The organism is Micromonospora sp. DH13 (assembly GCF_020873825.1).
Taxonomy (GTDB): domain Bacteria; phylum Actinomycetota; class Actinomycetes; order Mycobacteriales; family Micromonosporaceae; genus Micromonospora; species Micromonospora haikouensis.
The window spans coordinates 67014-93209 of record NZ_JAHWGR010000006.1; the positions used below are offsets into that span (position 1 = coordinate 67014).

Sequence of the window (26196 nt, forward strand, 5' to 3'; positions counted from 1 at the left end):
CGGGGAGCCGCGCCGATGACCGCCACCCGCTGGCTCGCCGAGTACGCGTGGCTGCCCGACCGGCCCGAGCCCACCGCCGACGTGCTGATCGAGGCCGACGGGGGCCGGATCACCGCCGTCACCCCGCTGTCCACCGGCGGCGCGCCCACCGCCGGGGTCGAGGTGCTGGCCGACGCCGTACGGCTGCCCGGGCTGACCCTGCCCGGCCTGGCCAACGCCCACTCGCACGCGTTCCACCGCGCCCTGCGCGGGCGCACCCAGGGCGCGGACGGCGGGCCGGGCGGGCGGGGCGACTTCTGGAGCTGGCGCGACCGGATGTACGAGGTGGCCGCCCGCCTCGACCCGGACAGCTACCTGGCCCTGGCCCGCGCCGCGTACGCCGAGATGGCCCTCGCGGGGATCACCTGCGTCGGCGAGTTCCACTACCTGCACCACGGCCCCGACGGCACCCGCTACGCCGACCCGAACGCGATGGGCGCGGCCCTGATCGAGGCCGCCGCCCAGGCCGGCGTCCGGCTCACCCTGCTCGACACGCTCTACCTGACCGCCACCGTGGACGGCGCGCCGCTCGCCGGCCCACAGCGGCGCTTCGGCGACGGCGACGTCGACGGGTGGTCCGACCGGCACGACCGGCTGACCGCCGCGCAACAGGGCCGGCCGCACGCCCGGATCGGGGCGGCGCTGCACTCGGTGCGGGCGGTGCCGGCCGACCAGATCGCCACCTTCGCCGCCCGCAACGAGGGGGTGCCGCTGCACGTGCACCTGTCCGAGCAGCCGGCCGAGAACGACGCCTGCCGGGCCACGCACGGGGTCACCCCGACCCGGCTGCTGGCCGACCGGGGGGCGCTCACCCCGGCCACGACCGCCGTGCACGCCACCCACCTCACCAGCGCCGACGTGACGCTGCTCGGCGACGCCGGCACCGGCGTCTGCCTCTGCCCGACCACCGAGCGGGACCTGGCCGACGGGATCGGGCCGGCGCGGCGGCTCGCCGACGCGGGCGTCGCCCTGAGCCTGGGCAGCGACAGCCACGCCGTCGTCGACCCGTTCGAGGAGGCCCGGGCGGTGGAGCTGGACGAGCGGCTGCGCACCCGCCGCCGGGGGCACTTCGCCCCGGCGGAGCTGCTGACCGCCGCGACCGTGGCCGGGCACGCCGCGCTGGGCTGGGCCGACGCCGGCCGGCTCGCCGTCGGGGCCCGCGCCGACCTGGTGACCGTGCGCCTGGACACCGCCCGCACCGCCGGGGTGCCACCGGTGGGGGCGTTCTTCGCGGCGACCGCCGCCGACGTCGCCTCGGTGGTCGTCGACGGCCGGCAGGTCGTCGCCGACGGGCGGCACCTGACCGTGGACGTGCCGGCCGCGCTGCGCGCCGCCATCGGGGCGGTGACCCGGTGATCGGCAGCCTGCTGGTCGACGACATCGGCGAGCTGGTCACCAACGTGGCCGGCACCGGCGACGGCGGCCCGCTGGGCCTGCGCCGCGACGCCGCCGTGCTGATCGAGGACGGGCGGGTCGCCTGGGTCGGGCCGGCGCGCTACGCGCCCGCCGCCGACCGCCGCGTCGACGCGCAGGGCGGCGCGGTCCTGCCGGGCTTCGTGGACAGCCACGCCCACCTGGTCTTCGCCGGGGACCGGGCCGCCGAGTTCGCCGCCCGGATGGCCGGCGAGCCGTACACGGGCGGGGGCATCCGCACCACGGTCGGCGCGACCCGCGCCGCCTCCGACGGCCAACTGCGGGCCACCGTGCGCCGGCTGGTCGGCGAGGCGATGCGGCAGGGCACCACCACGATCGAGACCAAGAGCGGGTACGGCCTCACCGTCGCCGACGAGGCCCGGTCGCTGCGGATCGCCGCCGAGGTGACCGGCGAGACCACCTTCCTCGGCGCGCACGTCGTCCCCGCCGAGTACGCGGGCCGCCCCGACGACTACGTGGGCCTGGTCTGCGGGCCGATGCTCGCCGCCGCCGCGCCGTACGCCCGCTGGGTCGACGTGTTCTGCGAGCGGGGCGCGTTCGACGCCGACCACGCGCGGGCGATCCTCACCGTCGGGCAGGCCGCCGGGCTCGGGGTGCGGCTGCACGCCAACCAGCTCGGCCCCGGCCCGGGGGTGCAGCTCGGCGTCGAGCTGGGCGCGGCCAGCGTCGACCACTGCACCCATCTGTCCGACGCCGACGTCGACGCGCTCGCCGGCTCGCCGACCGTGGCCACCCTGCTGCCGGGAGCGGAGTTCTCCACCCGGTCGCCGTACCCGGACGCGCGGCGGCTGCTCGACGCGGGCGCGACCGTGGCGCTGGCCACCGACTGCAACCCCGGGTCGTCGTACACCTCGTCGATGCCGTTCTGCGTCGCGCTCGCCGTACGCGAGATGCGGATGACCCCGGCGGAGGCCGTGTGGGCCGCGACCGCCGGGGGCGCGCGGGCGCTGCGCCGCGACGACGTCGGGGTGCTGCGGCCCGGCGCGCGGGCCGACCTGATCGTCCTCGACGCCCCGTCCCACCTGCACCTGGCCTACCGGCCCGGTGTTCCCCTGATCCGCCAGGTCCTGCACAACGGAGTGCCGCAATGTCGATCGTGACCGTCCAGCCCACCGGGGTCTCCCCCGCCGACGTGCTCGCCGTGGCGCGCGGCGCCGCGAAGGTCGTCCTCGACCCGTCCACCGTGGCGGCGATGGCCACCAGCCGGTCCATCGTGGACGGCATCGAGGCCGCCGGCCGCCCCGTGTACGGCGTCTCCACCGGGTTCGGGGCCCTGGCCAACACGTTCGTCGCGCCCGATCGGCGGGCCGAGCTGCAGCACGCGCTGATCCGCTCGCACGCCGCCGGGGTGGGCGCGCCGATGCCCCGCGAGGTGGTCCGGGCGATGATGCTGCTGCGGGTCCGCTCGCTGGCGCTGGGCCGCTCCGGGGTCCGCCCGCTGGTCGCGCAGGCCCTGGTGGACCTGCTCAACGCCGACGTCACCCCGTGGGTGCCGGAGCACGGCTCACTCGGCGCGTCCGGCGACCTGGCCCCGCTCGCGCACTGCGCGCTGGTGCTGCTCGGCGAGGGCTGGGTGCTCGGCCCGGCCGGCGAGCGCCTGCCCGCCGCCGACGCGCTGGCCGCGGCCGGGCTGGCCCCGGTCGAGCTGGCCGCGAAGGAGGGGCTCGCGCTGATCAACGGCACCGACGGCATGCTCGGCATGCTGCTGCTGGCGATCCGCGACGCGGCCCACCTGTTCACCATGGCCGACGTGACGGCCGCGCTGGCCATCGAGGCGATGCTCGGCTCGGAGCGGCCGTTCCTGCCGGAACTGCACGCGATCCGGCCGCACCCCGGCCAGTCCGTGTCGGCCGCGAACATCCACCGGCTGCTCCAGGACTCCGCCGTGATGGACTCGCACCGCGACGACCTGGCGCACGCCGTGCAGGACGCGTACTCGATGCGCTGCGCGCCGCAGGTGGCCGGGGCGGCCCGCGACACGCTGGACTTCGTCCGCGCGGTCGCCGACCGGGAGCTGGTGTCCGTGGTGGACAACCCGGTCGTGCTGCCCGACGGCCGGGTCGAGTCGACCGGCAACTTCCACGGCGCGCCGCTCGGCTTCGCCGCCGACTTCCTGGCCATCGCCGCCGCCGAGGTCGGGGCCATCGCCGAGCGGCGGGTCGACCGGCTGCTCGACGTCACCCGCAACCGGGACCTGCCGGCGTTCCTCTCCCCCGACGCCGGGGTCAACTCCGGGCTGATGATCGCCCAGTACACGGCCGCCGGGATCGTCGCGGAGAACCGCCGGCTCGCCGCGCCCGCCTCGGTGGACTCGCTGCCGACCAGCGGCATGCAGGAGGACCACGTGTCGATGGGCTGGGCGGCGACCAAGAAGCTGCGCACCGTGCTGGACAACCTGACCAGCCTGCTCGCCGTGGAGCTGCTGGCCGCCGTGCGGGGCCTCCAGCTGCGCGCCCCGCTCACGCCGTCCCCGGCCGGGCGGGCGGCCCTCGCGGCGCTCGGCGGGGCCGCCGGTGAGCCGGGGCCGGACGTCTTCCTCGCCCCGCTGATGGAGGCCGCCCGCGCCGTGGTGGCCGGGCCGGAGCTGCGGGCGGCGATCGAGCGGCAGGTCGGCCCGCTGGGCTGAGCGTCGCCGTCCCGCCCGGCCGCCCGTCCCGCCTGGCCGCGCCGGCCCGCGCCTTGCCCGGCCGCCCCGCCCCGCGCCGCCTCGCCCGCGCCGCCTCAGCTCCCGAGGATCGCCACACCGATCAGGACCGGCACCGCCGCCACGGTGGACAGCAGCACCGCGTCCCGGGCCAGCACGACGCCCCGGTCGTAGCGGACCGCGTAGACGAAGACGTTCTGCGCGGTCGGCAGCGCGGCCGTGACCGTGCAGGCCAGCACCGTCGGCTGCGGCAGCCCCAGCGCGTACCGCGCCACGAGGTACGCGACGACGGGCTGGGCCAGGGTCTTCAGCGCGACGGCCAGCCACACGTCCCGCCCGGTGTCCCCGGAGCCGGGCCGGGGCGCGCCGTGCAGCGACAGCCCGTACGACAGCAGGGCGGCGGGCACGGCCATCGCCGCCACCAGCTCCACCGGCCGCAGCACGGGCTCCGGCGGCAGCCAGCCGGTCAGGTTGACGGCCAGGCCCAGGGCGCAGCCCACCGTGACCGGATTGGCCAGCGGCGCGACCACCGACCGGGCCACCGACCGCCGACCGCCGACCGCCGTGTCCAGCACGACGAAGGCGACCGGTGCCATCACGACGAGCTGGAACATGATGACCGGCGCGATGAACGACGCGTCGCCGAGGACGTAGACCGCGACGGGGATGCCGATGTTCGCCGCGTTCACGTACGACGACGTGAGCGCCCCGATCGTGGCCTCCGCCGCCGGACGCCGCCACAGCAGCCGCGCGACCAGCACGAACACCGTCGCCACGACGGTGGTGCCCGCGACCGTCACGACCAGGGCGGCCGAGAAGACCTCGCGCAGGTCGGCGTGGGCGACCGTGTCGAACAGCAGCGCCGGGGTCGCGACGAAGAACGCCACCCGGGACAACACGGTGGACGCCCCCGGCCCGAGCACGCCGAGGCGGCCCACCAGGTAGCCGACGCCGATGACGGCGCCGATGACGGCGAAGCCCGTCAGCACACCAGGCACGTCGCTCCCCGGCCGACCGCCGCCCGCCCCGCCGTCAGGCCGCCGGCGGCAGCACCTTCGCGACCAGCTTCGCCAGCTCGCGCAGCGCCTTGCCCCGGTGGCTGATCGCGTCCTTCTCCTGCGGGGTCAACTCCGCGTTGGTGCGGTCCTGGCCGTCGCCGAGGAAGATCGGGTCGTACCCGAAGCCGCCCTCGCCGCGCGGCGCGCGCAGCAGCCGACCGGCCTGGCGGCCGTCGACCAGGTGCTCCTTGCCGCCGGGCAGCACCAGGGCCACGGTGCAGACGAAGGACGCGCCCCGGTGCTCGTCGGGCAGGTCGGCGATCTGGTCCAGCACCAGCTCCAGGTTGGCCCGGTCGTCGCCGTGCTTGCCGGACCAGCGGGCGCTGAACACCCCCGGCATGCCGTTGAGCGCGTCCACGGCGAGGCCGGAGTCGTCGGCGATGGTCGGCAGGCCCGTGCGCCGGCAGCCCTCCCGCGCCTTGATCAGCGCGTTCTCGCCGAAGGTCAGGCCGGTCTCGGGCAGCTCCGGGTATTCCTCGACGTCGTCGAGGCCGAGCAGGGCGACCCGGTGCGCGCCGAGCGCGCCGTCGAGGATCCGCTGCAGCTCGACGAGCTTCTTGCGGTTACGGGTGGCGAGCAGGACCTTCGTCATGAGAGTGCCTTCCGCTGGGCGTCGGCCAACTCCGCGCAGCCGGCGACGGCCAGGTCGAGCAGGGCGTCGAGCTGGTCGCGGGCGAAGACGCCGGACTCGCCCGTGCCCTGCACCTCGACGAACTCGCCGGTCCCGGTGCAGACGACGTTCATGTCGACCTCGGCGGCCACGTCCTCTTCGTAGCAGAGGTCCAGCCGGGCCTCGCCGGCGATCACGCCGACGCTGACGGCGGCGACGGAGCGGTGCATCACCTTCTCCGGCTTACCGGCCAGCGCCTTGCGGGCGGCCAGCCAGGTCACCGCGTCGTGCAGCGCCACGTACGCCCCGGTGATGGCCGCGGTGCGGGTGCCGCCGTCAGCCTGGAGCACGTCGCAGTCGAGGACGACGGAGTTCTCGCCGAGGGCCTTGAGGTCGATGGCGGCCCGCAGGCTGCGGCCGATCAGCCGGGAGATCTCGTGGGTGCGCCCGCCGACCTTGCCCCGGACGCTCTCCCGGTCGGAGCGGGTGTTCGTGGCGCGGGGCAGCATCGCGTACTCGGCGGTCACCCAGCCGAGCCCGGAGCCCTTGCGCCAGCGGGGCACCCCCTCGGTGACGCTGGCGGTGCAGAGCACCCGCGTCCCGCCGAACTCGACGAGCACGGAGCCCTCCGGGTGGGTGCTCCAGCCCCGGCTCAGGGTCACCGGTCGGAGTTGGTCGGGCCGCCGCCCGTCAGGTCGCGCCATCCCTGCACCCTATGCGGTGCGGCGGACGGGGCCGCCGCGGGTCCCGCCCTGCGCGCTCGCGTCGGCGCACGCCGGATCGGCGCACCCGCCGGCCCAGCGCGATCGGCGCACCCGCCGGCCCAGCGGTTAGGAAGGGACCCCTGTACAACAGAATGCGTTAACAGGGGGCCCCTCCTTACATCCAGGCGGCCGGCAGGACGTCGGCCGGCTCCCCGGCGGACCGCACCGCCCGGTAGTGGCCGATCAGCTCGTCGCCGACGGCCGACCAGCTCCGCCGCGCGACGAGGGCCCGCGCGGCGGCCCCGTACGCGGCCCGGCGGGCGGGGTCCGCGGCCAGCTCCGCGACGGCGTCGGCCAGCGCCACCGGGTCGCCGGGCGACACCAGCAGGCCGGTGACGCCGGGCTGGACGAGGTCCACCGGGCCACCGCTGGCGGGTGCGACGACCGGCACCCCGCTGGCCGCCGCCTCCTGGATCGTCTGGCCGAAGGTCTCGTGCGGCCCGGTGTGCACGAACACGTCGAGGCTGGCGTAGAGGCGGGCCAGCGCCGCGCCCTGCTGCACGCCGAGGAAGGTCACCCCGGGCAGGGCCCGTTCGAGGTGCCGGCGGGCCGGGCCGTCGCCGGCCACCACCACCCGTACGCCGGGCAGCCGCGCGGTGGCCGCGAGCAGGTCGACCCGCTTCTCCGGGGCCAGCCGGCCGACGTACCCGACGAGGACCCGGCCGTCCGGGGCGAGCGACCGGCGCAGCGCCGGGCAGCGGTGGTCCGGCCGGAAGCGCTCCGCGTCGACGCCGCGCCGCCACAGCCAGATCCGCTCGACGCCGTTGGCGATGAGGTCGGCGGCGGCCCGGGTGGACGGGGCGAGGGTCCGCCCGGCCGCGTTGTGGATCTCCCGGAGCCGACGCCAGGCCGCCGCCTCACCCCAGCCGACCCGGTACGCGCGGGCGTACGCGGCGACGTCTGTCTGGTAGACGGCGACGGTGGGCAGCCCGTGCCGGGCGGCCAGGGTGGCGGCGCGGGCCCCCAGCACGAACGGGCTGGCGAGGTGCACCACGTCCGGCCGATGGGCCAGCAGCGCCTCCGCGAGCCGCCCGCCGGGCACCCCGACCCGGAACCCCCGGTAGCGGGGCAGCGGCACGCTCGGGATGCGCACCACGGGGTACGGCTGGCGGTCGGCCGCCGCCCGGCGCGCGGCCGGCGGGGCGGGCGCGATGACCAGCGGCTGGTGCCCCCGGTGCAGCAGGTGCTCGGCGCTGCGCACGACGGAGTGCGCCACGCCGTTGACGTCCGGGGGAAACGACTCGGTCACGAGGGCGATCCGCATGGCCTCACCGTGCGGGCGGCACGGATGCGCCAGGCGACGGGCCGCTGACGGCCCGGCGAACAGTACGGCACAACCCGGCGGCGGTGCCGCCCGGCGGGTCAGACGTCGTAGCAGGCGCCGGCGCGGACCACTTCCAGCGGCCCGTCGTACGCCGTGCCGGCCGCCTCGACGGTGAGCGCCTCGCTGCCCCACGCGGCGACCAGGTGGGTCAGCAGCAGCCGCCCCACGCCGGCCTTGGTGGCCGCCTCGCCGGCCTCCCGACCGGTCAGGTGCAGGTCCGGCGGGTTCTCCACCCCGTCGAGGTAGCTGGCCTCGCAGAGGAAGAGGTCGGCGTCCTGGGCCAGCCGCAGCAGCGCCTCGCAGGGCGCGGTGTCGGAGGAGTAGCAGAGCACCCGGCCGTCGTGTTCCAGCCGCACGCCGTACGTCTCGATCGGGTGGTTCATCCGGTCGACGGTGACGGTGAACGGGCCGATCGGGAAGGTGCCGGGCTGGAGGCCGTAGAACTGGTAGACGTCCTCGACGGTGCTGTCCTCCTGGCCGTAGGCCAGGGCGAGCCGGTCCGGTGCGCCGGAGGGGGCGTAGACGGGCAGGGCCGGGTACGGGCCGTCCGGAGCGTACCGCCGCACCACCACGTACGAGGCGGCGTCGAGCATGTGGTCGCAGTGCAGGTGGGTGAGGATGATGGCGTCCGGGGCGTGCAGCCCGGCGTAGCGCTGGAGGGTGGAGAGCGCGCCGGAGCCGAAGTCGACCAGCAGCCGGAAACCCTCGGCCTCGACCAGGTAGGCCGAGCACGGGGAGTCTGGTCCGGGAAAGCTCCCGGCACAGCCCAGGACGGTCAGTCTCATGGAGTCGTCCCGCTGTCACATACCGTAGTCGTCACGTCGGCCGCCGCTCCGTCGATGATCTTTACCGACGCGTACGACACGCTGCGCAGCCTACGCTGACGCACCCCGGCGCAAGAATCATCTGCTGGAAGTTGTCACGAACGTGACACCCCCGGCCCGTCTCCGGGTCAGTGACGACGAACGGGCCGCGCCGGTCACCCGGTCACGGCCCGTCAGCGTCGACCCGCCCGTCAGCGGCCCGCAGGGCCCGTCGACTGGCCCGTCGTCACGCCCAGAGCTGCCCTTCCAGGGCCTCCTCGGCGTCGGCGAGGGTGCCGCCGTACGCGCCGGTGCTCAGGTATTTCCAGCCGCCGTCGCAGACCACGAACGCGACGTCGGCGCGGCGGCCGTCGCGGACCGCCTCGTGCGCCACCGCGAGGGCGGCGTGCAGGATCGCCCCGGTGGAGAAGCCCGCGAAGATCCCCTCCACCTCGACGAGCTGCCGTGTGCGCAGCACGGCGTCCCGGGTGCCGACGGAGAACCGCCGGGTCAGCACCGTGGCGTCGTAGAGCTCCGGGACGTAGCCCTCGTCGATGTTGCGCAGCCCGTAGACCAGCTCGCCGTAGCGCGGCTCGGCGGCGACGATCTGGATGCCGTCGACCTTCTCCCGCAGGTAGCGGCCGGTGCCCATGAGCGTGCCGGTGGTGCCCAGCCCCGCCACGAAGTGGGTGATCGTGGGCAGGTCCTGGAGCAGCTCGGGGCCGGTGGTCTCGAAGTGCGCCCGGGCGTTCGCCTCGTTGCCGTACTGGTAGAGCATCACCCAGTCGGGGTGCTCGGCGGAGATCTGCTTGGCGGTGGCGACGGCCTGGTTCGAGCCGCCGGCGGCCGGCGAGAAGATGATCTCCGCGCCGTACATCCGGAGCAGCTGGACGCGCTCGGTCGAGACGTTCTCCGGCATGACGCAGACCAGCCGGTAGCCTCGCAGCTTGGCCACCATGGCCAGGGAGATGCCGGTGTTGCCGCTGGTCGGCTCCAGGATCGTGTCGCCGGGGCGCAGTCTGCCGTCGGACTCCGCCCGGCGGACCATGAACAGGGCCGCCCGGTCCTTGATGCTGCCGGTCGGGTTCCGGTCCTCCAGCTTCGCCCACAGCCGCACCGGCGGTGCCCCCTCGGGCACCACCGGCGACAGCCGCGGCAGCCCCACCAGGGGCGTGCCGCCGCAGGCGTCCAGCAGGCTGTCGTAGCGCGCCATCGCCGGCCGCCTCAGCGGACGACGGCGCGCGGGGTCACCGAAGGCGGAACGACCGCCGCCGCGGCGCTGTGCGAGGCGATCGCCGCCGCCGCCGCGAAGCCGAACGCGCCGCCGGCCACGGCCGGCAGGATGGTGACGCTGTCGCCGTCGTTGAGCTTGGCGTCGAGCGCGCCGAGGAAGCGGACGTCCTCGTCGTTGACGTAGACGTTGACGAACCGGTGCAGCACGCCGGCGTCGGTGACCAGGCGGGCCCGCAGGCCGCCGTGCCGGGAGTCCAGGTCGGTCAGCAGGTCGCCCAGGGTGTCGCCGGCGCCCTCGACGACCTTCGCGCCGCCGGTGTACGTGCGCAGGATGGTGGGGATGCGAACCTCGATGGCCATGGTGTCTCGTACTCCTTGTTCGGGTGTGCGGTCTGCACGGTGACGGGAAGAGAGGGAATGTCGCGGGGCCGCTGGGTCAGCGGTCGGAACACTCGTAGTCGACCGTCGCCGGGCTCTGCCCGAACATGTAGGACTGGACGGCGTGCGGGTCCACGGCGGCGTCCACGATCTCCACCGGCTCCTCGGTCACCACGCCGTCGACGATCCGGAAGGAGCGGATCTCCTCGGTGTCGGGCTCGCGGGTGGAGACGAGCAGGTAGTGCGCCCCCGGCTCGCCGGCGAAGGAGACGTCGGTGCGGGAGGGGTAGGCCTCCGTGGCGGTGTGCGAGTGGTAGATCACCACCGGCTCCTCGTCACGGTCGTCCATCTCCCGCCACACCCGCAGGTGCTCCATCGAGTCGAACTCGTAGAACGTCATGGAGCGGGCGGCGTTCTCCATGGGGATGTGCCGGGTCGGGGTGTCACTGCCGGCGGGGCCGGCGACCACGCCGCACGCCTCGTCCGGGTGGTCCCGACGCGCGTGGGCGACGATCGCGTCGATGATCGACCGGTCGATGCTCAGCACGCCGCCCAGCGTAGCCCCTCGCCGACGCCCGCAGCGAGGTGGCGCGGGTCACGGTCAGTCGATCATGGCGTTGAGCAGGGATTCCTGGAGATAGCCGAGATAGGCGTAGACCGAAAGCTGGAACACCCGGCTCGACGACGGGTCGGCGGCCACCGCCTCGTCCAGCTCCGCGCCCAGGTCCGTGCCGTCCTTGATCTCCAGCCGGACGCCCATCGCGAGGCGGGCGTCGTTGAGGGCCCGCAGCCACGCCTCGGCCGCCTCGGCGTCGAGCTGCACCTCGCCACCGGCGGAGTCGGGCAGCGCGGCGAGGATCGCCCCGGCCTGGTCGATCTTGCCGGTCTTCAGATCGCCCTCGGTGTACTTGCGGAACTCGGCCGTGCCCGCCGAGTCGTCCGGGTAGACCTCGGGGAAGAGCCGGCCGACCACCGGGTCGGTGTGGTCGAAGCCCTCGGTGAGCAGCCCCACCACCTCGGAGGCCACCTTGCGCAGCACCCGGACCTCGTCCACGGCCAGCGTGGCGACATACCGCTCGCCCCGGCGACGGAACATGCTCACGACCTCTCCACCGTGGCCCACAGCCCGTACGCGTGCAGCTGCGCCGCGTCGTGCTCCATCCGCTCCCGGGCCCCGCTGGAGACCACCGCCCGCCCCTTGTGGTGCACGTCCAGCATGAGCTTCTCGGCCCTCTCCCGGCTGTAGCCGAACAGCTTCTGGAAGACCCAGGTCACGTACGACATCAGGTTGACCGGGTCGTCCCACACGATCGTCACCCATGGCCGGTCGGAGACCGGCACCTCTTCGGTGTCCGGGGTCTCGACCGGCGCAACCTGCGGAGCCGCCATGCCCCCCATCGTGCCACCGGTCGCGGGGAAGCGATGAACCGGAACGCCGGACGGGCCCGGATCCGCCGCCGCGCCGGCACACCGGGCCGGCCCGGCCGGGCACCGCCGCCGCGCGGCGGGCCCGCCGTCAGGCGAGCAGGATGCCGTGGTCGAGGGCATCGGCCAGCACCGTGCCGAGCGAGAGGCGGACCGCCTCGAACCGCCGGGACACCTCCCGGGTCAGCTCCAGCTCGACCTCGCGCAGCGCCCGCTGCGCCCAGGCCCGGGCACCGCCCGGGTCGTCGTTGCCGGGGCCGCGCCAGCGCTGCCAGCACGGGCCGGAGAGCGCCACGGCGACCGGCGGGAGCACCTCGGCGCGCTCCGCGCCCGGGTAGCCGCGCAGCGCGTCGGCCGCGCCGGGGCCGGCCAGCTCCGCCACCCCGGCGGTGCTGGTGACCAGCAGCACCCGGTCGAGGCCCCGGCCCGCCGGATGGTCGTCGAGCCCGAACCGCACGGCCTCGACGATCCGCCGCCGTACGCCGTCGGAGACCGGGCCGCCGAGGACCCGCTCGGCGGCATCGTCGCAGATGCCCCGCACGGCCTGGTCGCACAGGGCGGTGGCGAGCAGGGAGAGCGCCTCCAGCTCCCGGTCGAGCAGTTGCGGCAGCCCTGCGCATCCGACCCCGAAGACGATCTCCTGCACCACCCGCAGGTGCATGTCGGCCAACTCCAGGGCGACGTCCTGCCGGATCCGCTGGGCGCAGGACCGGGCCTGCCGCTCGAGCTGCCCGGCCCAGTCGGTCGCCTCCGCGCCGGGCAGCACCGGCACCCGGTCGTGCGCGCCGGGCGGCTCCGGCGGCTGGGCGCTGCCCCGGCGCAGCCCCTCGTCGGCGGCCCACCCCACGATTGCCCGGCGCAGCGCCTCGGTGTCGTCCGGGCGGGCCGGGTACCACCGCGCGCGGGCCAGCCCGGGCACGGCGGCGAGCAGCGCGGCGCGGTGCGCGGCGACCACCGCCCCGGCCGGATCCACCGCCCCGGCCAGCTCGGACGGCGGCCCGGTCGACTCGGGCGAGTCAGCCGGCGCGGGCGAGTCAGCTGGCGCGGGCGGCGCGGCCCAGCCCGACAGCCCCGGGGTGACGACGACGAAGACCTCTGCCGACGAGCCGGCGACCTCGGCCAACAGGTGCCGCTCGGCGGCGGTGAACGCCTGGTCGGCGGCGATCACGAAGAGCAACGCCCCGGCCCGGCCGACCGCGTCGAGCAGCAGCCGCCCGCCGGCGAGGCCGAGGGTCCCGGTGTCGGGCGTGTCGACCACGGCGAAGCGCCGCAGCAGCGGCTCGGCGACGGTCAGCTCGACCCGGCGCGGCGGTCGGGCCAGCGCCGGGCCCGCCGCCGAGCCGTCCGGCGCGTACGCGTGCGGCTGCCGGTAGCCCGGCACGTACGCGGCCCGCGTCGGCACCCGGGCGTGGTCGACCAGCAGCCAGCTCCCGGGCGGCACGGCGAGCCGCTCCGGGGCGAGCCCCAGCAGGGCGGCGAGCACGTCCCGGCGCGCGGCACCGGCCGGGCCGGCGGCGACCACGGCGATGGGCTCGCCCGCCGGCGGCTCGGTGACCCCGAGCCGGGTGGGCAGCGGGGCGCGACGGGGCGGGGCGGCGGGACCGCCCGGCTCGTCGGGCACGTCGACCCCGGGGAGAGGGCCCGGCTTCATCAGCGGCCTCCCGGTGCGGGCGGCCGCGGGGGACCCGGCCGCGTGGATCATCCGGCGGTGGCACCCGGATGCAGAAAGGCTACGCTTTCCGGACAGCTTGTTCGCACCCGTCGGATACTCACCGGTAATCGACAGGTTACTCAACTTCTCCGCGTGACGGTGCCCGCACGGACGGATGACGGTCGATATGCTGCCCGGATGAGTCGGTGGGACTTCGTCGGCCGCCGCGCCGAGCTCGACCACCTGCTGGTCGCGGCGACCGGCGCGGCCGAACGCGGGCTCTTCCTCAGCGGCTCCGCCGGGGTCGGCAAGAGCCGGCTGCTGCGCGAGGCGCTCGCCGCCGTCCCCGCCGACGGGCACGCCGTCTGGTCGGTCTCGGCCAGCGCCACCACCGCCGCCCTGCCCTTCGGCGGCATGGTCCAGGTGCTTCCCGCCGAGCCGCCGCAGGGGCTCTCCCCCGCCGGCGTGCTGCGCTGGGCGGTCGGCCAGCTGCAACAGCAGGCCGCCGGGCGGCGCATCGTCCTGGCCGTCGACGACGCGCACCTGCTCGACCCGCCCTCGGCCGCGCTGGTGCACCTGGTCGCGCGCGCCGAGAACACCACGGTGATCGGGACGCTGCGCGACGGCGAGCAACTGCCGCTGCCCATCCGGGCACTGTGGACCGACGGCCTGGTCGACCACGTGGAGCTGGCCCCGCTGGGGCGCTCCGACACCGTCGGGCTGCTCGCCGCCATCCTCGGCGGCCCCGTCGACGCGGGCTCCGCCGACCGGCTGTGGCGGCTCTCCGGCGGCAACCCGCTGCTGCTGCGCGAGCTGGTCATGGCCGCGCCGGCCGACGAGCTGACCCGCACGTACGGCGTCTGGCGGTGGACCGGGCGGCCGGCGCTGGCCCCCAGCCTCACCGACCTCATCGACACCCGCATCGGGCGGCTCACGCCGGGGGTTCGGGCGGTGCTGGAGCTGGTCGCCTTCGGCGAGCCGCTCGGTCTGCACCTGCTCGACCAGGCGGTGGAGCCGGCCGACGTGGAGACCGCCGAGGAACGCGGGCTGATCGCGGTGGAGCACAACGACCGCCGGATCGACGTGCGGCTGGCGCACCCGCTCTACGGGGAGATGATGCGCCGCCGCTGCCCGGTCAGCCGCACCCGCCGTCTGCAGGCCCGCCTGGCCGCGCTGCTGGAGGCGGTGGGGGCCCGCCGCCGCGACGATCTGCTGCGGGTGGCGGTCTGGCGGCTCGACTCCGGCACCGCACAGGACCCGGCGCTGCTGCTCGGCGCGGCCGCGCAGGCGTTCGCCCGGTACGACGTACCCCTGGCGACCCGGCTGGCCCGGGCGGCGCTGGACGCCGACGGCGGCTTCGACGCCGCGGAGCTGCTGGCCACCCTCCTGATGTTCGCCGACCGGCCGGAGGAGGCGATCGCGATGCTCGACTCCGTTGCGCCGGACGCGACGGAGCAGGCGAGGTGCGTGCGGTGGCTGACCGTCCGCGGGATGGTCAGCTACTGGGGGCTCAGCCGGGAGTCCACCGTCGACGAGATCGCGGCGCGCGGGGCGGAGCTGACCGACGCCACCGACCGGGCCCGGGTGCACGCCTTCGAGGCGATCATGCGGCTGCACCGGCTGGACACGGCGCGGGCGGTGCGGCTGGCCCAGGCGGTGCTGGACCGCCCGGCCGCCGGCGTGGCCGCCCGCGAGCTGGCCCGCTGCACCCTCGCCCACCTCCAGGCCGCGCAGGGGCAGTTCGCCCGCAGCGGCGCGGCCATCGAGCAGGTGCAGGCCGAGGCTGCCCGCTGGCGCGGCGACATGCCCTACCTCCAGCTCGCGCTGGAGCTGGCCCGGGGCACCCGGCTCGCGCTCGCCGGCGACCTGGCCGGCATCGACGCCATCGTGGCCGACGAGTTCGCCGACCTGGCCGGGGCGGGTGACTTCCGGCTCGGCACCGGCTACCTGGCCATCCTCCGGGCGTACGCGGCACGGCTGCGCGGCAGCAGCGGCACGGCGCTGAAGACGGCCCTGGAGGCGTGCGCGGTGCTCGCCACCAGCCGGGTGTACGCGGGCCTGGCACACGCCGAGCGGGCGCAGGCGGCGGCGCTGCGGGGCGACGCCGCGCACGCCGCCGAGGCGATGGCCGAGGCGGACCGCACCCACGCCCCCGGGATGGCGGTGCTCTACCCCTGGCTGGAGCAGGCCCGGGGCGCGGTGCTCGCCGTGTGCGGCGACCCGGCCGGCGCGACCAAGCACCTCGCCGCCCTCGCCGACCGGCTCCGCGACGACGGGCTCACCGGCCACGAGCTGCTCGTCCTGCACGACCTGGTGCGGCTGGACGCCGCCGCCACGCCCGTGGGACCGACCTGCACCGACGGCGGCCGGCGGACGGTCGCCCAGCGGCTCGCCGAGCTCAGCGAACGGGTCGACGGCCCGCTGCCGCCGCTGCTGGCCCGGTACGCCCGGGCCGCCGTCGCCGGCCCGGCCGACGACCTGCTCGCGGTCGCCGACGGCCTCGCCGCGCTGGACCTGCGGGTCTGGGCCGCCGAGGCGGCCGCGACCGCGGTGCACCGGCTGCGCGCGGGCCGCTCCGGCGCGGCGCTCGCCGCGCACGAGCGCCTCGGCGAGCTGCTCGGGCTGTGTGACCAGGTCGACACCCCCGCGCTGCGGCTCGGGGAACCCGCCCTGACCGACCGGGAGTGGGAGGTCGCCCGGCTCGCCGCCGAGGGGGTCACCAGCCGCGCCATCGGGGAGCGGCTCTTCCTGTCCAGCCGCACGGTCGACAACCACCTGCACCGGATCTACCACAAGCTCGGCGTGACCGGCCGGGCCGAGCTGCGTGCCGCCCTGCGCTGGCTGCCCGGCTCCGCCAGCGGGCGGCTCTCCCCGGGCTCCGCCGGCGGCCGGCCCCTCCCCGGCCCCGCCGGTGGGCGGCCCTTCCCGGGCCAGGAGGGCGAGCCGGGGAGGTGAACTCTAGGCTGGGCAGGTGAGCACCTTTCGCCCCGCGCTGCTGACCGACCACTACGAGCTGACCATGGTCAGCGCCGCCCTGGCCGACGGCACCGCCGACCGCCCGTGCGTCTTCGAGGTCTTCAGCCGTCGGCTGCCCACCGGCCGCCGCTACGGGGTGGTGGCAGGCACCGCCCGGCTGATCGACATGATCCGCGACTTCCGCTTCTCCGCCGACGAGGTCGACTTCCTGCGCCGCACCGGCGTCGTCGACGACACCGGCGCCGACTGGCTGGCCCGTTACCGCTTCACCGGCGACATCGACGGATACGCCGAGGGCGAGCTGTTCTTCCCCGGCTCGCCGATCCTCACCGTCTCCGGCGGCTTCGCCGAGTGCGTCGTGCTGGAGACGCTGGTGCTGTCGGTGCTCAACTACGACTGCGCGGTCGCCGCGGCCGCCGCCCGGATGGTCACCGCCGCGCGGGGCCGCGCGCTGATCGAGATGGGCTCCCGGCGGGCCCACGAGGAGGCGGCCGTCGCCGCGGCGCGGGCCGCGTACCTCGCCGGGTTCCGGTTCACCTCCAACCTGGCCGCCGGCCAGCGCTACGGCATCCCGACCGCCGGCACCGCCGCGCACGCGTTCACCCTGCTGCACGACGACGAGCGGGCCGCGTTCGCCTCGCAGGTCGCCACGCTGGGCAAGGACACCACGCTGCTGGTCGACACGTACGACATCAGCCAGGGCATCCGCAACGCCATCGCCGTGGCCGGGCCCGAGCTGCGGGCCGTCCGGATCGACTCCGGCGACCTCGCGGTGATCGCCCAGCAGTCCCGCGAGCTGCTCGACTCGCTCGGCGCCACCGAGACGAAGATCATCGTCTCCGGCGACCTCGACGAGTACGCCATCGCCGCGCTCGCCGCCGAGCCCGTCGACATGTACGGGGCGGGCACGGCCGTCGTCACCGGCTCCGGCGCGCCCACCGCCGGGCTGGTCTACAAGCTGGTCGAGGTGGCCGGGCGGCCGGTGGTCAAGCGCTCCGAGCACAAGGCCACCATCGGCGGCCGGAAGGTCGCGGTACGCCGGCACAAGCCCACCGGCACGGCGACCGAGGAGGTCATCGTGCCGCAGGGCGTGCCCGACCGGCAGCCGCACGACCGGCTCCTGCAGCGGACGTACGTGGCCGGCGGCGAGCCGGTCGAGCCGCCCACGCTGGACGAGTCGCGGGAACACCTGCGGCAGTGCCTCATCTCGATCCCCTGGGAGGGCCTCAAGCTCTCCGCCGGCGACCCGGCGGTCCCGGTGACCGTCGTCCCCGCCGGCTGACCGCCCCGCCCGCCACCGACCTACCGCGAAGGAGCACCCCTGGCATGGCGAACGCGCTGATCATCGTCGACGTGCAGAACGACTTCTGCGAGGGCGGCTTCCTCGCGGTGGCCGGCGGCGCCGGCGTCGCGGCGGGGATCTCCCGGCTGCTGGCCACCGAGCCCGACCGCTGGGACCACGTGGTGGCGACGAAGGACTACCACGTGGACCCGGGCGCGCACTTCGGCAACCCGCCCGACTACGTCGACTCCTGGCCCGCGCACTGCGTCGTCGGCACGCCCGGCTCGGAGTTCCACCCCGAGCTGGCCACCGACCGGATCGAGGCGATCTTCCACAAGGGCGAGCACGCGGCGGCATACTCCGGCTTCGAGGGGCACGCCGCAGACGGCGAGCGCCTCGCCGACTGGCTGCGCGCCCGCGGGGTCGACCGGGTCGACGTGGTCGGCGTCGCCACCGACCACTGCGTCCGGGCCACCGCCCTGGACGCCGCCCGGGAGGGGTTCGCCACCACCGTGCTGCTCGACCTCACCGCCGCCGTGGCGCCCGCGACCCTGGACGTCGCCCTCCGGGCGATGGACGGCGCCGGGGTGGCGATGACCGGCACGCCGGTGATCACGGCCACCTGAGCGGGTAAACCGCTGGCGGGTGTCACACCCCCGGTCGAGGATGTCGGGCGGAGGTGTCCCACCGTCGTGAACATGTCGCCCTACCGGCAGGCGCTCGCCCTGCCCGGCCTCCGGTCGCTGCTGCTGGTGTCCGTGCTCGCCCGCGTCCCGCTCACCGCGACCGGAGTGACCATCACCTTCCACGTGGTGCTCGACCTCGGCCGGGGCTACGGCGCGGCCGGCCTGGTCGGTGCGGCGATGACCGTCGGCGCGGCGCTCGGCGGCCCGCTGCTCGGCCGGCTCGTCGACCGGCGCGGCCTGCGGCCGGTGCTCGTGCTGACCACCGTCGCCGAGGCGATCTTCTGGTCCACCGCGCCGACGCTGCCGTACCCGGTGCTGCTGCCGGCCGCGTTCGTCGCCGGCCTGCTCGCCCTGCCGATCTTCTCGGTGATCCGGCAGTCCATCGCCGCGCTCGCGCCGCCCGAGCACCGCCGCCCGGCGTACGCGCTGGACTCGATGTCGGTGGAGCTGTCGTTCATGGTCGGCCCGGCCCTCGCCGTGGCGATGTCCACCGCCGTGTCCGCCCGGGTCACCCTCTACGCGGTCGGCGCGGGCATCGTCGCCGCCGGCGTCACCCTCTGGCTGCTCGACCCGCCCACCCGCGCCGCCGACGAGCCCGCCACGCAGCGGCGACGGGTGCCCCGCCGGGAGTGGCTGACCGGCAGGCTGGTCGCCGTCCTCGCCGTGAGCCTCGCCACGACCCTGGTGCTCGGGGGCACCGACGTCGCGGTGGTCGCCGTGCTGCGTGCCGGCGGCGAGGTCGGCTGGACCGGGGTGGTGCTCGCCGCGTGGGCGGTCGCGTCGCTGGTCGGCGGCTTCGCGTACGGCGCGGTCAGCCGCCCGGTCTCGCCCCTGGCCCTGGTCGCGGTGCTCAGCCTGTGCACCATCCCCGTCGGGCTCGGCGGGGCGCACTGGTGGCTGCTCTGCCTCGCCCTCGTCCCGGCCGGGATGCTCTGCGCGCCGACGCTCGCCGCGACGGCCGACACGGTCAGCCGGCTCGTCCCCGCCGACGTGCGGGGCGAGGCGATGGGCCTGCACGGTTCGGCGGTGACGGTCGGCATCGCCCTCGGTGCGCCGCTGGCCGGCGCGGTCATCGACGCTTCCGCCCCGCCGTGGGGCTTCGTGGTCACCGGCGCGATCGGGCTGCTGGTCGCCGCCGCCGTGCTCCCCGCCGAACTACGCCGCCGCACCACCCGGACGATGGCCACTCCGACCGTGGCTACTCCGGCCGTGACCACTCCGACGGTGGCCGCCCCGGCTCCCGCGTCGGACCCGATCCCGCCGCTTCCGGCCGAACCGGTCCCCGCGTCACCGGCTCCTGATCGCCCCGCCATGTCGGCGACATAGCGGTATCCCACCCCCTCCAACCCCGCCATGTCGCCGACATGGCAAGCGACCCCCACCCGTCGCGCGCCGCTCAGTCGTCCCGGTGATCAACTCTGACGCTTTCCTCTTGATCACCGGAGTGGGGGCGCCCGGTGCTCGCCCCTCGTCGGGAGGCGGGTGGTGGGAGGCGGGTGGCGGGTGGTGGCGCGCAGCCCGCAGGGCACTCGGCGGGGCAGGGCGTGGGGCAGCGCGGTGGGGCAGCCCGTTCGGGGTAGCGCCCGTCGTACGGGTTGACCGGGCGGGTCAGCGCTGGTCGAGGTTGCCCGCCTTGTCCTCCTGGTAGCTGGCCCCGTTGTCGGATTCGCTGGTCAGCGGCTTGGAGCCGCCCTCCGGCGGGCCGGCGAGGCTCTGGCCGGCGGCCAGCTCGGGGAACTTCGCGTCGAACGCGGGGCGCTCGGAGCGGATCCGGGGCATCCGGTCGAAGTTGCGCAGCGGGGGCGGCGAGGTGGTCGCCCACTCCAGCGAGTTGCCGTGGCCCCACGGGTCGTCGACCTCGACCACCGGGCCGGTCTTGTACGACTTCCAGCAGTTCCAGATGAACGGCAGGGTCGAGATGCCGGTGATGAACGCCCCGATCGTGGAGATCATGTTGAGCGTGGTGAAGCCGTCCTGGGGCGCGTAGTCGACGTACCGCCGGGGCATGCCCTCGTTGCCCAGCCAGTGCTGCACCAGGAACGTGGTGTGGAAGCCGATCATGGTCAGCCAGAAGTGGATCTTACCCAGGCGCTCGTCGAGCATCCGGCCGAACATCTTCGGGAACCAGAAGTAGATGCCGGCGAAGACTGCGAACACGATCGTGCCGAAGAGCACGTAGTGGAAGTGCGCCACCACGAAGTACGAGTCGTGCACGTGGAAGTCCAGCGGCGGGCTGGCCAGGATCACGCCGGTGAGGCCGCCGAAGAGGAAGGTCACCAGGAAGCCGATGGCGAAGAGCATCGGCGTCTCGAAGGTGATCTGGCCCCGCCACATGGTGCCGATCCAGTTGAAGAACTTCATGCCGGTCGGCACGGCGATCAGGTAGCTCAGGAAGCTGAAGAACGGCAGCAGCACCTGGCCGGTGGAGAACATGTGGTGCGCCCAGACGCTCATCGACAGGGCGGCGATGGCGATGGTCGCGGCGACCAGCCCCTTGTAGCCGAAGATCGGCTTGCGGGAGAAGACCGGGATGACCTCGGTGATGATGCCGAAGAACGGCAGCGCGATGATGTACACCTCGGGGTGGCCGAAGAACCAGAAGAGGTGCTGCCACAGCATCGGGCCGCCGGTGGCCGGGTCGTAGACGTGCGCGCCGAGCAGCCGGTCGGCGGCGAGCGCGAAGAGCGCGGCGGCCAGCAGCGGGAAGATCAGGATCGCCAGCAGGCTGGTGACCAGCATGTTCCAGGTGAAGATCGGCATCCGGAACATCGTCATGCCGGGGGCGCGCAGGGTCAGGATCGTGGTGATCAGGTTGACCGCGCCGAGGATGGTGCCCAGACCGGAGATGGCCAGGCCGACGACCCACATGTTCGCGCCGACGCCCGGCGAGTGCTCGGCCGTGCTCAGCGGGGTGTACGCGGTCCAGCCGAAGTCGGCCGCGCCACCCGGGGTGAGGAAGCCGGCGGTCGCCATCGTGCCGCCGAACAGGTAGAGCCAGTACGCGAAGGAGTTCAGCCGCGGGAACGACACGTCCGGGGCGCCGATCTGCAGCGGCACCACGTAGTTCGCGAAGGCGAACACGATCGGCGTCGCGAAGAACAGCAGCATGATCGTGCCGTGCATCGTGAACAGCTGGTTGTACTGCTCCGGCGACAGGAACTGCAGCCCCGGGCGGGCCAGCTCGGCCCGCATGATCAGCGCCATCAGGCCGCCGATCATGAAGAACGCGAACGCGGTGACCATGTACATGATCCCGATCTGCTTCGCGTCCGTGGTGCGCAGCAGCCGCGCGATTGCCGACCCCTTGACCGGCTCTCGGACCGGCCAGGGCCGGGTCACGACCGGCTTGGGTGCGACGGTGGTCACGAGTGGCCTCCGGTTCTGGGTTGTCCCGCTCGGCACGCCCTGGTTATCTGCGAGCCGTCATCCGCAAGGAGGATAGTCCCCGGCAGGTGGGGGTGCCGCGTGGGGTGGCCGGCTACGATCACGCCCCGTTCGCGCGCGCTCGCGCCGGCGCGACCGAGGCGCGACCGACCGCCCCCGCGCGCCGGGGCGACCCACGGCCCCGCTCACACCGGCTTGACCAGCAACCCGTAGTGCGCGCCGAAGATCTCCGCCCCGCGCCGGCGCAGGAACGGGTCGCGCAGGGCCGGCGGCACGTCGCGGGTGCGGTTGCGGTCCCGGGTCCGGTCCCGCACCCACTGGGTACGCGGCCGACGGCGGCTCTCGTACGCGACCAGCGCCTCCTCGACCGTGTCGGTGGTGGTCAGCGACTCGGCCAGCACGACGGCGTCCTCCAGGGCCATGGCGGTGCCCTGCGACAGGGTGGGCGCGGTGGCGTGCGCGGCGTCGCCGACGAGCAGCACCCGCCCCCGGGACCACCGGCCCAGCTCGACCTCCTCGGTGATGCCGACGTGCACCTGCTCCAGGGCGTCGAGCACCTCGGGCACCGGGCCGGCGTACGCGCCGAACAGCTCGGTCAGCCGCGTGATGGGGTCGGCGGGGGCGGCGGTGCCCACCTCGTCGGCGTAGCAGTAGAGCCGGCCGGCCCCGAGCGGCACGACGAGGAAGCCGGCCTGTTGGCCGAGCAGGGCGGTCCACTCGTCGACGCGCGGGCCGCCCCGGACGACGCCGCGGTAGACGACGTGCCCGGCCGGGCGGGGCGGCCCGCCGAGCGCGGCGAGGGCGCGCACGGCCGAGCGGGGGCCGTCGGCGCCGATCACCAGGTCGTACTCGGCGGTGGTGCCGTCGGCGAAGGTGATACCGACGGCGGCCGGCAGCGGCTCGACCTCCCGCACCTCGACGCCGTGGCGGACCTCGCCGCCGGCCCCGGTGAGCAGCACCCGGTGCAGCTCCGACCAGGGCAGGGCGCGGCATTCGCCGACGTCCGCCCAGAGCGAGCCCAGGTCGACCTCGCAGAGCGGGTCGCCGGCGGCGTCGAGGAAGCACTGCCGGCGGATGACCTGCCCGAGGGGACGCACGGGGCCGTCGAGGTCGAGCCCGCGCAGGGCGCGGGCCGCGTTGCCGGGCAGGTAGAGACCGGTGTCGACGAGGGCCGAGGCCGGCAGGCGCTCGGTGACGTCGGGCCGGAGGCCCACCCTCCGCAGTGCCCGGGCCACGGCCAGACCGGCGATGCCCGCACCGACGACGAGGATGCGCAGGGGGGAGCCACCCATCGTGGTGTACGCCTCCGGGGGGTAGCGGCACGCGTTGGAGGCAAGACACTACTCGGTGCGATCGACGCACGCCAGGGCCGTTCGTCTCGGGCGGGTCGACCCTCGACGGGTTGCGTCGATTGCCGGGGGACGGCCCACGGACCGGCCGGCTGGGCGAAAAAGTTGTTCCGCGAGGTGAACGCTGTTCCGTCGGTGCGCCGATCCATCGACGACCACTAAAGTGTCGAGGGTGACGGCGGACGACGCGCACCGGGCGGTGAAGTCGGCCGGTCGCACGCTGGACGTGCTGGAGGCGCTGGCGGCGGCCGGCGGCCCGCGCCCGCTGAGCGAGCTGAGCCGGACGCTCGGCATCCCCAAGAGCAGCCTGCACGCGCTCCTGCGCACCCTGCTGTCGCGGGGCTGGGTGGAGACCGACGACGGCGGCGGCCGGTTCGCGCTCGGCCTGCGGGCCCTGGAGGTCGGCGCGGCGTACCTGGGGCGCGACGGCGCGACGGGCCTGCTGGGCGGCGTGCTCGACCGGCTGACGGCCCGGTTCGGCGAGACCGCGCAGCTGTTCCGGCTCGACGGCGGGTCGGTGGTGCTGCTGGCCCGGCGGGAGTCGCCGCACGCGCTGCGCGCGTACCACCCGATCGGCTGCCGGCTGCCGGCGCACGCCACGGCGGCGGGCCGGGCGCTGCTCGCGCAGCGGCCGGACGACGCGGTGGACCGGCTGCTGAGCTGGCCGCTGCCGGCCCGGACGGCGAGCACGGCGACGGGGCCGGCGTGGCTGCGCGCCGAGCTGGCGGCGGTGCGCGAGCGGGGCTGGGCGGCGGAGGCGCAGGAGTGCGACCCGGGGCTGGCGGCCGTCGCGGTGGCGGTGCCGCTGCGGCAGCCGGCGACGGAGGCGATCGCGCTCTGCGCGCCGGTCGCGCGGCTGGGGCCGCAGACCCGGGCGCGGATGGCCGCCGCGCTGGTCGAGGCGGCCGCGCGGGTGGGCGCGGGGCGACCCCTGCTGGCCGGGGATTCGTGGCCGCCGTTCGACGGGCCGAACGGCGATCCTCCGCTAGCTTAACCGTTTCATTTGCGCAACGGTTTCAAACATGTAAATGTGTCGGCGGAGCGTGGGAGCGCTCCCGCACCGCACACCGACCCGTCCCGTCCCGACCTGTCCCGAGCCTTTCGCCGTCGCAGCAAGGAGCATCATGAAGCGTCCACTCCGCGCACTCGCGGCCGCCGGCCTCCTCGCGGCCGCCTCGATCGTCGCCGTCGCCGTCGGCGGCACCGCCTCCGCCGACACCCAGATCTGCGAGCAGTTCGGCTCGACGGTCATCGGCGGCAAGTACGTCGTGCAGAACAACCGCTGGGGCACCACCGCCCAGCAGTGCATCAACGCCACCAGCACGGGCTTCGAGATCACCACCCTCAACGGCAGCAGCCCGACCAACGGCGCGCCGACCGCGTACCCGTCGATCTTCGTCGGCTGCCACTACACGAACTGCTCGCCGGGGACCAACCTGCCGGTGCAGGTCAGCCAGATCAGCAGCGCCCCCGGCAGCATCAACTACCGCTACGTCAGCGGGGCCATCTACAACGCCTCGTACGACATCTGGCTGGACCCGAGCCCCAAGCGGGACGGGGTGAACCAGATGGAGATCATGATCTGGCTCAACCGGCAGGGCCCGATCCAGCCGATCGGCTCCCCGGTGGGCAACGCCAACATCGCCGGCCGCAACTGGGAGGTCTGGCGCGGCAACAACGGCGGCAACAACGTGATCTCCTACGTCGCGTCGTCGGCGATCCCCAGCCTGAGCTTCGACGTGCTGCACTTCATCAACGACACCCGCAACCGCGGCGCGATCACCAACTCCTGGTATCTGACCAGCATCCAGGCCGGCTTCGAGCCCTGGCAGGGCGGCGCCGGACTGGCCGTGACGAACTTCTCGCAGAGCGTCAACACCGGCGGCACCCCGCCCACCACCAACCCGACGCCTCCCCCGGGCACCGGCGCCTGCGCGGTGAAGTACACGGCCAACTCGTGGAACAACGGCTTCACCGCCGACGTGCAGATCACCAACACGGGCACGGCGACGCTCAACGGCTGGACGCTCAACTACAACCTGCCGGGCGGGCAGCAGATCACCGGCTCGTGGAACGCCACCGTGTCCCAGAGCGGCTCGGCCGTGACGGCCCGCAACATCAGCCACAACGGCACGCTCGCCCCGGGCGGCACGGCCACCTTCGGCTACCAGGGCACGCTGAGCGGCGCGTACTCGTCGCCGAGCAGCTTCACCCTCAACGGCATGACCTGCACCCGCTCCTGACCAGCCACCGCACGACGGGGGCGGCCCGGTCTCGGGCCGCCCCCGCGCCGTGTGCCGCCCCCACCCCCGGTGGACGTCAGCCGCCGAGGGCGTCGATGTCGCGCATCTCCTCGGCGGTCAGCGAGAAGCCCCAGATGTCGGCGTTGGTGCGGATCCGCTCCGGGGTGACCGACTTCGGGATCACCACGATCCCGTGGTCGACGTGCCAGCGCAGCACCACCTGGGCCGGCGACACGTCGTGCGCGGCGGCGATCCGGGTCAGCACCGGGTCGGACAGGTCGGTGGTCTTGAACGGGCTGTACCCCTCCAGCACCACGCCCCGGTCCCGGTGCTCGGCGTGCCGCCGCCGGTCGTACAGCGCGGGACCCCAGCGGATCTGGTTGACCGCCGGGACCTCCCCGGTGGCCTGGATCAGCTCGTCGAGCTGCGCGGTGCCGTAGTTGCTCACCCCGACGGCGCGGGTCAGGCCCTCGTCCCGCGCGGCGAGCAGTTCCCGCCACACCGGGATGCTGTCCGACGCCGCCGACGGCGGCCAGTGGATCAGCCAGAGGTCGACGTGGTCGAGGCCCAGGGCGCGCAGGCTGGCCTCGATCGTCTCGCGCTCCCGACCCACCCGGTCGGGCGGCAGCTTCGTGGTGACGAAGACGTCCTCCCGGCGCAGGCCGCTGTCGCGGACCGCCCGGCCCACCTCCGCCTCGTTGCCGTACATGGTGGCGGTGTCGACGTGCCGGTAGCCGGCGTCGAGGGCCGCGAGCACCGCCGCGTGCCCGGCCTCGCCGGTGGCCTGCCAGGTGCCGAAGCCGAGCAGCGGCATCCGCACGTCGCCGGAAAGCAGAACGGTGGGCTGGTCGAGGGTGTCCATGGCCGCTGTCCTACCCCTGATCGCGCCGCCCATGCCCGCCGCGGCCCGCGC

General features: G+C 75.1%; 23 protein-coding genes. 9 read left to right on the plus strand and 14 right to left on the minus strand.

The window, feature by feature from the left end; genetic code table 11:
• The first annotated feature begins 15 nt into the window (after window positions 1–15).
• Genes LPA42_RS07980 through hutH form a run of 3 tightly spaced genes read left to right on the plus strand, consistent with a single transcriptional unit; the run spans window position 16 to window position 4099 of the window.
• A complete protein-coding gene (locus tag LPA42_RS07980) occupies window positions 16–1395 on the plus strand; it encodes a formimidoylglutamate deiminase (protein WP_077936494.1) in 1380 nt (459 codons plus the stop codon).
• Complete coding sequence (gene hutI / locus LPA42_RS07985) at window positions 1395–2573, plus strand: imidazolonepropionase (RefSeq protein ID WP_077936499.1); 1179 nt, start codon at window positions 1395–1397, stop codon at window positions 2571–2573. The genes LPA42_RS07980 and hutI overlap by 1 nt, the downstream gene beginning before the upstream one ends.
• A complete protein-coding gene (gene hutH / locus LPA42_RS07990) occupies window positions 2561–4099 on the plus strand; it encodes a histidine ammonia-lyase (protein WP_077936493.1) in 1539 nt (512 codons plus the stop codon). The genes hutI and hutH overlap by 13 nt, the downstream gene beginning before the upstream one ends.
• 95 nt (window positions 4100–4194) lie before the next feature.
• Here the strand turns inward: hutH and LPA42_RS07995 are convergent, their stop codons facing one another.
• The 11 genes from LPA42_RS07995 to LPA42_RS08045 all read right to left on the minus strand — a co-directional run bounded on the left by LPA42_RS07995 (window position 4195) and on the right by LPA42_RS08045 (window position 13363).
• The gene (locus tag LPA42_RS07995) at window positions 4195–5115 is read right to left on the minus strand and encodes an AEC family transporter (protein ID WP_077936492.1); all 921 of its coding nucleotides are present in this window, start codon (window positions 5113–5115) and stop codon (window positions 4195–4197) included.
• Between the two features lie 34 nt (window positions 5116–5149).
• Window positions 5150–5767, minus strand: a complete 618-nt coding sequence (gene rdgB, locus LPA42_RS08000) for an RdgB/HAM1 family non-canonical purine NTP pyrophosphatase (protein ID WP_043962179.1) — start codon at window positions 5765–5767, stop codon at window positions 5150–5152.
• Entirely contained in the window at window positions 5764–6489 is a 726-nt protein-coding gene (gene rph / locus LPA42_RS08005) for a ribonuclease PH (RefSeq protein WP_077936491.1), read from the minus strand. Before rph ends, rdgB begins: the two co-directional genes overlap by 4 nt.
• A 175-nt stretch (window positions 6490–6664) precedes the next feature.
• Entirely contained in the window at window positions 6665–7813 is a 1149-nt protein-coding gene (locus tag LPA42_RS08010; protein WP_077936490.1) for a glycosyltransferase family 1 protein, read from the minus strand.
• A gap of 98 nt (window positions 7814–7911) precedes the next feature.
• Window positions 7912–8658 (minus strand): MBL fold metallo-hydrolase, encoded by a 747-nt coding sequence (locus LPA42_RS08015; RefSeq protein ID WP_077936489.1) that lies wholly within the window; start codon window positions 8656–8658, stop codon window positions 7912–7914.
• A 265-nt stretch (window positions 8659–8923) separates the two neighbouring features.
• Window positions 8924–9889, minus strand: a complete 966-nt coding sequence (locus tag LPA42_RS08020) for a PLP-dependent cysteine synthase family protein (RefSeq protein ID WP_043962174.1) — start codon at window positions 9887–9889, stop codon at window positions 8924–8926.
• Between the two features lie 11 nt (window positions 9890–9900).
• Window positions 9901–10269: a MoaD family protein gene (locus tag LPA42_RS08025; RefSeq protein ID WP_077936488.1), complete on the minus strand. Its 369-nt coding sequence runs from the start codon at window positions 10267–10269 to the stop codon at window positions 9901–9903.
• A gap of 76 nt (window positions 10270–10345) precedes the next feature.
• Window positions 10346–10834: a Mov34/MPN/PAD-1 family protein gene (locus LPA42_RS08030; protein ID WP_074473645.1), complete on the minus strand. Its 489-nt coding sequence runs from the start codon at window positions 10832–10834 to the stop codon at window positions 10346–10348.
• A 54-nt stretch (window positions 10835–10888) separates the two neighbouring features.
• Window positions 10889–11383 carry a DUF2017 domain-containing protein gene (locus tag LPA42_RS08035; RefSeq protein WP_198956472.1) on the minus strand — a complete coding sequence of 165 codons (495 nt, stop codon included), beginning with the start codon at window positions 11381–11383 and terminating at the stop codon, window positions 10889–10891.
• A gap of 2 nt (window positions 11384–11385) precedes the next feature.
• A complete protein-coding gene (gene clpS / locus LPA42_RS08040) occupies window positions 11386–11676 on the minus strand; it encodes an ATP-dependent Clp protease adapter ClpS (RefSeq protein ID WP_043962170.1) in 291 nt (96 codons plus the stop codon).
• Between the two features lie 127 nt (window positions 11677–11803).
• A complete protein-coding gene (locus LPA42_RS08045; protein ID WP_077936498.1) occupies window positions 11804–13363 on the minus strand; it encodes a hypothetical protein in 1560 nt (519 codons plus the stop codon).
• A 198-nt stretch (window positions 13364–13561) separates the two neighbouring features.
• On the opposite strand from LPA42_RS08045, the gene LPA42_RS08050 reads away from it, so the two are divergent.
• The 4 genes from LPA42_RS08050 (at window position 13562) to LPA42_RS08065 (ending at window position 19633) form a co-directional block, all read left to right on the plus strand.
• A complete protein-coding gene (locus LPA42_RS08050; protein ID WP_077936487.1) occupies window positions 13562–16318 on the plus strand; it encodes a LuxR C-terminal-related transcriptional regulator in 2757 nt (918 codons plus the stop codon).
• 16 nt (window positions 16319–16334) lie between these two features.
• Window positions 16335–17621, plus strand: coding sequence for a nicotinate phosphoribosyltransferase (locus tag LPA42_RS08055; protein ID WP_043962169.1), 1287 nt, complete (start codon window positions 16335–16337; stop codon window positions 17619–17621).
• A gap of 44 nt (window positions 17622–17665) precedes the next feature.
• Window positions 17666–18247: an isochorismatase family protein gene (locus LPA42_RS08060; protein ID WP_077936486.1), complete on the plus strand. Its 582-nt coding sequence runs from the start codon at window positions 17666–17668 to the stop codon at window positions 18245–18247.
• A 72-nt stretch (window positions 18248–18319) separates the two neighbouring features.
• Window positions 18320–19633 carry an MFS transporter gene (locus LPA42_RS08065; RefSeq protein ID WP_228986469.1) on the plus strand — a complete coding sequence of 438 codons (1314 nt, stop codon included), beginning with the start codon at window positions 18320–18322 and terminating at the stop codon, window positions 19631–19633.
• A gap of 282 nt (window positions 19634–19915) precedes the next feature.
• Here LPA42_RS08065 and ctaD read toward each other — a convergent pair whose 3' ends face one another.
• Both ctaD and LPA42_RS08075 read right to left on the minus strand, forming a co-directional pair.
• Complete coding sequence (gene ctaD / locus LPA42_RS08070) at window positions 19916–21673, minus strand: cytochrome c oxidase subunit I (protein WP_077936479.1); 1758 nt, start codon at window positions 21671–21673, stop codon at window positions 19916–19918.
• A 203-nt stretch (window positions 21674–21876) separates the two neighbouring features.
• Entirely contained in the window at window positions 21877–22983 is a 1107-nt protein-coding gene (locus LPA42_RS08075) for an FAD-dependent monooxygenase (RefSeq protein WP_077936478.1), read from the minus strand.
• A 229-nt stretch (window positions 22984–23212) separates the two neighbouring features.
• Here LPA42_RS08075 and LPA42_RS08080 point away from each other — a divergent pair, with 229 nt between their 5' ends.
• A complete protein-coding gene (locus LPA42_RS08080) occupies window positions 23213–24034 on the plus strand; it encodes an IclR family transcriptional regulator (RefSeq protein ID WP_228986453.1) in 822 nt (273 codons plus the stop codon).
• A 130-nt stretch (window positions 24035–24164) separates the two neighbouring features.
• Window positions 24165–25283: a cellulose binding domain-containing protein gene (locus LPA42_RS08085; protein ID WP_077936476.1), complete on the plus strand. Its 1119-nt coding sequence runs from the start codon at window positions 24165–24167 to the stop codon at window positions 25281–25283.
• A 76-nt stretch (window positions 25284–25359) separates the two neighbouring features.
• Here LPA42_RS08085 and LPA42_RS08090 read toward each other — a convergent pair whose 3' ends face one another.
• The gene (locus tag LPA42_RS08090; RefSeq protein ID WP_077936475.1) at window positions 25360–26145 is read right to left on the minus strand and encodes an aldo/keto reductase; all 786 of its coding nucleotides are present in this window, start codon (window positions 26143–26145) and stop codon (window positions 25360–25362) included.
• Window positions 26146–26196 lie beyond the last annotated feature (51 nt).